We start from the raw sequence: 8,752 nt of genomic DNA on the forward strand, positions 1-8,752 counted from the left end.
GGGCCCGCACTTCCGGGTCGCGGGCCACTTCTATACTGCCTACTTCGGCGACGAGTTGGGCCTGCTGCCAGCGGTAGAGCAGCTTGGGGCTGATGCCCAGTTGCCGGGCCGCGGCTTGCGTGCTACGGCTCTCGCTGGCCAGGCGTAGGGCCTCGGCCTTAAACGCGTCGCCGTATTTACGCCGTTTGTCGGGCGACGTCCCGCTGGATTTTGCTGTCATAACAGAAGAAATATACGTCCTTCTTCTGTCCGTCTTGCCTAGACCACCTCACATTATGCCACTATTTTTTTTATATAACTTACTTTATATATTTTTGCCAATCTGGATAAGCTTCACCTAATCTCAAATTTATCCTTTCTGAGTCTTCTTTTCCCCCTATCAGATGACCAAACACTTACTCCATTCCTTCGGGCGACTATTGCTGTGGGTAGGCCTGCTCACCGGCCCCTTGTGTGTGGATGGCTCCCCCCTTTTAAGCGCGCGCAATCCGCACTCCGCCCCGGCCTCCCCCTCGAGCTATACCTCCCTTACCCGGGATGCTATTGGTACATTCCCAATCTGGGTAAATGATACGCGGGGTGAAGCAAACGTTACGCCCGCTTACGCGCTGCCCTTAGCTCCTTTCGCAACGACTGATTTGAGCACTGAGCTCATTAGCCCGGCTAAGGCTCCGCAGGGCAAACTGGTATACTTTACGTCTAAAGTAACCAACAATGGTACTGCGGAGCAGTCAGGTATTGTCACTACCATTACGCTTCCAAAGAATTTGAAGGGAGTTTCCCTATCCAATAGTGGTACCTACGATGCCACTACCGGCAAAGCAACTTTCCCAGCTTTCACATTAGCCGGCAGGCAGTCTCAGGAGCGAAATATTGCCTTCACGATGCCTAACACCAATATTGTTGGCTCAGCGACCTATGCTATTACCGGCAGCACCATTACTGATAATACTCCTGGCAACAACACCGGCACATCTACCACTCTCGTCACCCAAGAAGCCGATATTGAGATGGTAATTAATGGCCCGACGCGGGTAGTGCCTAATCAGGTAGTCGGGTATACGGTAGTAGCTACCAACTTAGGGCCCAGTACTGCCACCGGCGTAAGCTTACGGGCGCAACTCCCAGCCAATCTCACCGGTGTTAGTGTGTCAGACGGCGGCAGCTACATTAACGGCGTAGTAACCTGGCCGGCTGTCAGTACGCTGAATAATGGCGCTAACATAGCCTATACGGTACGCTTCAACGCACCTTCCACCACCCCAACTACGATAACGGGTTCGGCCTCGGCCACCAGTACCACCAGCGGAGGCGACCCTGTAGCAGATAACAACAATAGCACCAACCCACGGGCCCAAATTTCCACCCAAGTTGTCTCATCGTTGGCCACACTGCTGTGCGCTACCCCCGGCAAAGACGGAGATGCTACCATCAGCACTCCGCCTAATACTTACTACCCAGGTTCGGGTACAGTTGTAGCAGGTACCACTAAAGTAACATTAGGAAGTATTCGGACGGACGGTAGCAGTACTACCATTACACCCGGTGACCTAGTGGTTCTTATGCAGATGCAGGGTGCAGGCATCAGCGCCACTGATAACGACAGTTACGGCGATGGTATTAGTGGCGATGGGTTGGGCAGTGGCAATCTGATTGACGCAGCATTTACGGCCGGCCAGTATGAGTACGTGGTAGTGAAGAGCGTTTCGGGATCAACCTTGACGCTGGAAACCCCGCTGGTGTATGGCTATAAATCGGCGGCCTCGTCAGCTACCCAGGGACAGCAAACTTTCCAGGTATTGCGCATACCCCAGTATAAGAACCTGACTCTGAACGAAAACATTGTGGCTCCAGCCTGGAATGGATCAACCGGAGGCCTCATCGTACTCGACGTGAGCGGGACGCTTAATTTCAACGGAAAGAAAATTGATGCCAAAGGCTTGGGCTTTCGGGGTGGTGCGGGGCAGCTGTTTAAGGGCCCCGCTACTATTGCCGAAGGCGCTTACCGCCATAGTAATACCATTCCTACCAGCGCTAACAAAGGTGAAGGCACTGCCGGTACTCCGCGTTACGTTAATTCCAGCGGAGTACTATTTGATACTCGTGGTTCTGACGGGGACGGCTACCCGCAAGGTGACCGGGGCCGCGGCGCTCCGGGCAACGCCGGGGGCGGCGGCACCGATGGTAACTTTACGATTAACGACGAGAATACCGGCGGTGGCGGCGGCGGCAACGCCGGCCGCGGCGGCCAGGGCGGCAACGCCTGGAATTCGAATAAACCTTACGGAGGAAATGGCGGCGCCGACTTTACGCAGGCGACGCCCAGCCGCCTTGTAATGGGCGGCGGCGGCGGCGCTGGTACTGTCAACAACGGCCTCGGCAATCCGGCCAGCGGCTTCAGCAGTTCGGGCGCGGCCGGTGGAGGCATTGTGCTGGTTCGGGCTAACAGCATCAGTGGTGCTGGCACTATTGATGTGAGCGGGGCAGATATGAGCTTGCTACCTGTCAACGACGGTTCGGGCGGTGGTGGCGCTGGCGGCTCGGTGGTACTGTTAGTTAATCCCGTTAATAATGCGCCTGCCTCTTTGCAGAGTATTACGGTGCTGGCTGATGGTGGCAAGGGCGGTTCCAACCCGGGTAGTACTTCGCCCCACGGCCCGGGCGGCGGCGGCGGCGGCGGTATCATCTTTGCTTCCTCTGTCCTGAATTCAAATACAAGCTCTAGCCCTGGTGCTAACGGCACGAGCTTTAATGGTGCCCAATACGGCTCGGGAGTTGGCGCTGCTGACTTGGGCCAGGCGCAAACCGGCATCACTCGCGCCGACGTGCCCAACCTTATTGCGGGTTGCCCAGCCGATATAAAGACCACGCTGACGACCAACGTTACTCAGGCTAACCCTGGCACAACAGTAACCTTCACTATCTCGACCCAGAATATCAGCCCCAAGGGTAAGGCTACTAACGTGGTGCGTACCATTACGCTGGTACCGAATTTACCGTCGAGTGATCTGACGCTGCCTACTGGTGCAGTATATGATCCACTGACGGGCGTAGTGACGCTGGCGGCAATTCCCACTATCGAGGCTATGTCAGCCGTCACTACGGCCAGTATCAGCTTTATCATGCCCAGCCAGACGGTGCTGGGTACGGCCCGCTCGACTTCGGACACCGATGACCCGGCCACCGGCAACAACGACGGTACAGCCGACGATGCTAAGGTGAAGGTGATACCATTGACCCAGATTAGCGGCACCGTTTTCGACGATGTGAACTACGGTGGCGGATCGGGCCGCACCTTGGCAACTGCCCGCAACTCGGCCGCTGCTATTAGCCAGATTGGCAGCGCGGGCACCACGGTAGAGCTCTATAGCGTTACCACGGGCAAGCTGATACAAACGACTACTACAGGTTCCGACGGTACATACAGTTTCAGTAACGTTCCATCGGAAGCGCGCTATACAGTGCGGGTGGTTAGCTCAACGGTGAAATCGGCCCGTAAGGCTGATGCGGTAGGCGTGCTGCCAGTGCAGACTTTCAGAGTAGCGGAAGGCATAGCAGACCCTAATCGCGTAGGCGGTGAAAATCCAACCCTCGTGGATGCAGGAGCTGCTGCCACTGGTGCGACGCTAGCTAGCCTCACAGCTGGTGGGGCCACGGCCCAGTCTATTGCACAGACCAGCGAACTAACGGGAAGTTCATATAGTGGCGTCGATTTCGGCTTCAACTTCGACGTCATTAGCAACACAAATGATGCTGGCCAAGGCTCTTTGCGGCAGTTCATTATCAACTCAAACGAACTAACGAATGATGGGCTTGACCAGGACGCCTTCAATGGTACCGTAGCCACGGGCACTACCGCTTCTGACCCAGCGGCTGGCATAGAAATCAGCATCTTCATGCTCAGCGATGGGCGGGCGCTGCCCGGCCTGCGTAGCGGCCTTGCCGATGTGGGTTCCACCTTCACTTTGGCTTCAGCTCTGCCCTCTATTAGCGCCATCGGTACAGCCTTAGACGGTAATAAGCAGGCAAACCTGACCGGCAACAAAGTAGCGGCAGTAGCCGAGATAACCACGGGGCCGGAAGTTACCATCGACTTTAACGGCGCACGTGGGCTGCTGGTAACAGGCAAGAATGCCTTGATTGCTTCGATAGGCTTCAACGGCGCGGTTGGTAACGCTAACCTAGGTTCAGCTGTATCATTGAGCGGTTCAGCTAATTCAACTGTGACGAATATCACTGCAACAGATAACGCGTTTGGAGGCATTCAGTTGAAGAATGCTGATAATGTTATAGTAACTGATAACGTATTACTTGGTGGCACAGGTCAAAAACAGAATGCCGATGGAATCCAGATTCTAAGCGGCACTGCCAACGCCTCGATTACGGGTAATACCATCAGCAACTTCCTCAACAATGGTATCGAGTTTTCCAGCGGTACCAACAAGGACAATACTGTTGCCAAGAACATCATCCGAAACAACGGCCAGGGCAACGCTAAAGTAGATGCAGGCATCAGCATTGCAGCTAGCACCAACAATAATACATTCAGTCAGAACACCATCACCGGTAATAAGGGTGATGGAATTGTGGCTCTAGCTGGTAGTTCAGGCAATGTATTTACGCAGAACAGCTTCTCTGACAACGAGGACTTGGGTATTGATTTATCCGCTTCTACTACTGCCGGAGGGGATGGTTTCAGCCTCAACACTGACGGTAAAACGGCGGCCAGCGGTGCCAATGGCTTGCTCAACTTCCCGGTTATTTACCGGGCGAGTACCTTCGATGGCAATCTGGAGGTAACCGGCTACGCACCGGCCGGCAGCACGCTTGAATTCTTCATTGCCGATAAGACTGCGCCGGCTTTCGGCCAAGGCCAGATCTATCTGTTCACGGTTACGGAAGGGACAACTACAGGCATCGTAGATGGAACTTCCCGGACCGGCAGCTACAGCGGCATGGTCAATGGGCTTGATCAGGGCAGTGAAACCGGAGCTCCTATCTTCTTATTCAACTTGCCAATCAGCACTATTATTAACAACCTGTCACCGACCCAGCAAGCTGCCCTGCAGGCCGCACTGGCCAACGGTGATCTATACTTAACAGCTACGGCTACGGTCACCAACAACACTACTTCGGAGTTCTCAGGCAATGTCAAAGTGCTCAGCCAAGTCCCACCGCTACCCGTTACACTAATCAGCTTTACAGCCCAGGCTGCAGGAGGTGATACCCGGATAAGCTGGAAAACGGCCCAGGAGGTTAATAATGACTACTTCGCCGTGGAGCGCAGCTTCGATGGCCAGCGGTTCGAAGAAGTAGGTCGCCAGGCTGGCCAGGGCACCAGCGCCCAGGCACACACCTATAACCTGACTGATGCCGGCATCGGCCGCCGGACGGTTGGGCAGCTCGTGTACTACCGCCTCCGGCAGGTTGATTTAGACGGTACGGCCAGCTACAGCCAGGTACAGACGGTGCGTTTCGGTAATCTGGCTGCAGTAGCTGTATGGCCCACGCCTACCAGCGGTAATTCTGTTCTACAACTCAGTAGCCTGCCCGCTGGCACCTACCAGGTACAGGTATACGACGCAGCAGGCCGCCTGCTGTACAGTACCACGGCCCCTGGCGGGCAACTACTGCACTTGGCTTCGGCTGAATGGCCCAGGGGTAGCTATATGGTGCGGGTGACGGGCAATACCTCCACGCACGTTACGCGCTTGGTTAAGAACTAGTGTTGTACGGTTTACCAACAAAAAAAGCCTCTCTGGAATCCAGGGAGGCTTTTTTTGTTGGAGGTGAGCCCGTTAATCCTACTTATCACGGCCCTCATTACAGGCTGCTCCGTGTATGCGTAGCTCAACGCTAGCGGCAATATATATCTCTTGTTTCACAGAAATCCGGCAACGGTGTTTATTGCGTATGGCCTGGCGCAACATATAGGCCTTTTGTATTGGTGAAGTCGCTCGGTAACTCTCAAGTCCAGAATATCTACCTCACTAAAGGCGTTCATCGAGCCAAAGGCTACGTTGGACGAAAAATAAAGTTACATCCCTCGCCCGCGAAGTACATTCGTTGGCTTAAGTTTGCACCCCAATTAAAAAATCCACTTCAATCCTTGAAGCTTTTTCTTTCTGTTTTATGAAAACACTCTTACGAGTTGTTCCGCTGCTGCTAGCCTGGGTGAGCCTGGGTAGTACAGCTGGCTGGGCCCAAACAGTCCGGGTCCTACCGGCCGCCGAGGTAGCGGGCGCTAGTATTCGCCAGACGGAGCAGCCGCTAGCTCCCACTTTTACGAGCACTATTAGCACGGGAGGCCTCAACCCTTTTGCTGCTTTTGAAGGAGGTACTAATGCCCCCAACCGGCCCAACGCCGTTCCGACAGTAGGCAATATTACCTCAGCTACGACAGTAAGCCGCGGTGCAGGCATTACCGAACTTGACCGAGGCCTTTCAAGTACGAGTACGAATGCCACCGGCTTTATCTTTGTTGAGCTTCCCGATGCCAGTCAGGGCGTTCTGTATGCGAGAAACGCGAATAATAATGGCTGGATAGCAGTTACACCAAGCCTAAATTTGCCCGTTCCTCAGACAAGCAGATTGGCCTTTAGTGCGGCTGAGAATGCTGTTTCGAATAATACGTCTTTTACTTTCAAAGGACGAAACGCGGATGGGGCTTCTACCACCACTGCTAAATATACTTTCAAAGTTGGAAACGGAGCACCCATTACGCGGGATTTCACCAATCCTACCCTAATCGGAAACAACTCACGGCAGAACCTGCGGGATTTGGCGGCTTGGGGTTTTTCCGGCTTAGGTGGCACCATTAATACGCTGCGTTTTACCGCTTTGCCTAACGCTGCCTTCGGCACATTGTATGTAAACGGAGGAATAGCAGCAGTCAACACCGATTACCCAGCTAGCCGTTCGGCACAGCTTTCCTTCCAGCCCGTTACTAACTACTCCGGCACGGGCGCTATTGCTTCTTTTAGCGTAAAGAATAGCGAAGGCGTGACGTCTAATATCAGCCAATTAGGTATTCCAGTAAATAAGGCTACTTGTGCTCAGGCCTTGGTATTTGATTTCACGGCGCGGCCTGATGGTGAGGACTGGGCCGTCCAGCGCACTGTTGCGGTGGCTAATTCCAACGTAACCATCACTGCCCGCGACTACAGCGCCCCCGCTGGCCAGACAACGCTTACCACCGACTATCGGGCTGGCAGCCCGGGTTACGCGCTCGACTGGTTTACGGACTACACCGGCTCACTCAACTCAACGGGTGCCGCCAGCGTTACCAGCACTATCAATTTCGACTTCAATCGCCCGCTGAAGAATTTCAGCTTCACGATGGGCGATTTGGATAAAGGCCTCGCGAGTATAGGAAGTGCGTTTGTGGATGACGTAACCTTCAATGGTTATAAAGTAGATGGTACGGTAGTGCAGCTATTAGCCACCGATATTAGCTTGGCCCCTAACGGCAATAATTTTTTTACTGCCGGTAGCAACCGAATTACTGGCCAGGGCAACACGGGTACAGAAGGCCCTGACGGCAACGTAACCGTAAACTTCCGGGAGCCGATTGTTCGGCTGGAGCTGATTTATAAGAACCTGCAAACGGAGGTAGACAATTCCGGCACGCAGGCCGTGTACATTTCGGCCTTCACGTGGTGCGAAGAAGCTGACCTGCTTACGACCCTCACGGGCCCGGCCCGCGGCCAGGCTGGCCAGACGGTAAGCTACACCGTGACCACCCGCAACCAGGGAGATACCAACGCGAGCGGTGTGGTGACGCAGGTTCTATTAACCAAAAATCTGCAAAACGTAACCGGTGGCACTTACGTCGCCAGCACCGGCGTGCTAACGCTACCCACCATCGGCACGATGACTTCCAACCAGCAGAGTGTTACAACTATTTCATTCACGATGCCAGCCACTGGCATCGTAACGGGCAAAGCCAGCAGCACCTCATCAAGCCCCGATACGGAGCCCGCCAACAACAACGGCTCGTTGGCCAACGCCAACGTGACGACGGTGCAGAACCGCCCACCGGCTGCCAACAACGTAACCGCGCCCGCTATTGCCGCCAATGCCAGCCCGACGACCATTCCGGCCCTGACGGGTACCGACCCAGATGGCAACAATACCATCGACTCATACCGGATTACTACGTTGCCGCCGGCCGCCCAGGGCACGCTTTCTCTTAACGGCACACTGGTTACCACAACCACGGTAATTAAACCTGCGCAAGCCTCGCAGCTGCAATTTAAACCTTCGGGCAGTTTTGATGGCAATGTAACGTTCAGCTACACTGTAATCGATGACTTAGGCGCGCAGGATGCCACGCCGGCTACTTACACCATCCCGGTAAGCCCCGTGGCTGATCTGGGCATTACGCTGACGGCGGGCGCAAGCCCGATCAACGCTGGGGCTACGGGTACGTTCACGGTTGCCATTAAGAACAATGGCCCTAGTGCCGCTCAGACCGTTAATGCACAAGTGCAACTGCCTGCTGGCCTGACCAACGTAACGGCCACCAATGGGGGAACCTACGATCCAACGACAGGCATCGTCTCCTACACCACCATTGCGAGTGTGCCAGCAAGTGCAAATGAGTTCGCCTCCTCAACTATTTCGTTTACCGCGCCGGCTACTGGCCCGGTGAATGCTATTGCAACCCTAACCACGGCCACCAGCCAGGGAGCCAACACGGCCCCAGACCAGGCAACGGCAACAATAGCCGTGACGCCCGTAGCTGACGTGG

3 protein-coding genes are annotated in these 8,752 nt (G+C 54.8%); 2 read left to right on the forward strand and 1 reads right to left on the reverse strand.

Features of this window, described 5'->3' with window-relative positions; translation table 11 throughout:
* Window positions 1-220 (reverse strand): transposase (locus tag H145_RS22150; RefSeq protein WP_019949731.1); only part of this gene is annotated, 220 nt, incomplete at its 3' end.
* Between the two features lie 163 nt (window positions 221-383).
* Here H145_RS22150 and H145_RS23090 point away from each other — a divergent pair.
* Both H145_RS23090 and H145_RS24390 read left to right on the forward strand, forming a co-directional pair.
* Window positions 384-5,726 (forward strand): right-handed parallel beta-helix repeat-containing protein, encoded by a 5,343-nt coding sequence (locus H145_RS23090; RefSeq protein WP_083937862.1) that lies wholly within the window; start codon window positions 384-386, stop codon window positions 5,724-5,726.
* A gap of 841 nt (window positions 5,727-6,567) precedes the next feature.
* Window positions 6,568-8,752: DUF11 domain-containing protein (locus H145_RS24390; RefSeq protein ID WP_205619333.1), on the forward strand; the 2,185-nt coding region annotated here is incomplete at its 3' end.

The sequence above is a fragment of the Hymenobacter aerophilus DSM 13606 genome (assembly GCF_000382225.1).
Taxonomy (GTDB): domain Bacteria; phylum Bacteroidota; class Bacteroidia; order Cytophagales; family Hymenobacteraceae; genus Hymenobacter; species Hymenobacter aerophilus.

Bases quoted from the DNA above. Each gene is read 5' to 3' on its own strand.
- H145_RS23090 (WP_083937862.1), top strand. From the start codon at position 384: ATGACCAAACACTTACTCCATTCCTTCGGGCGACTATTGCTGTGGGTA.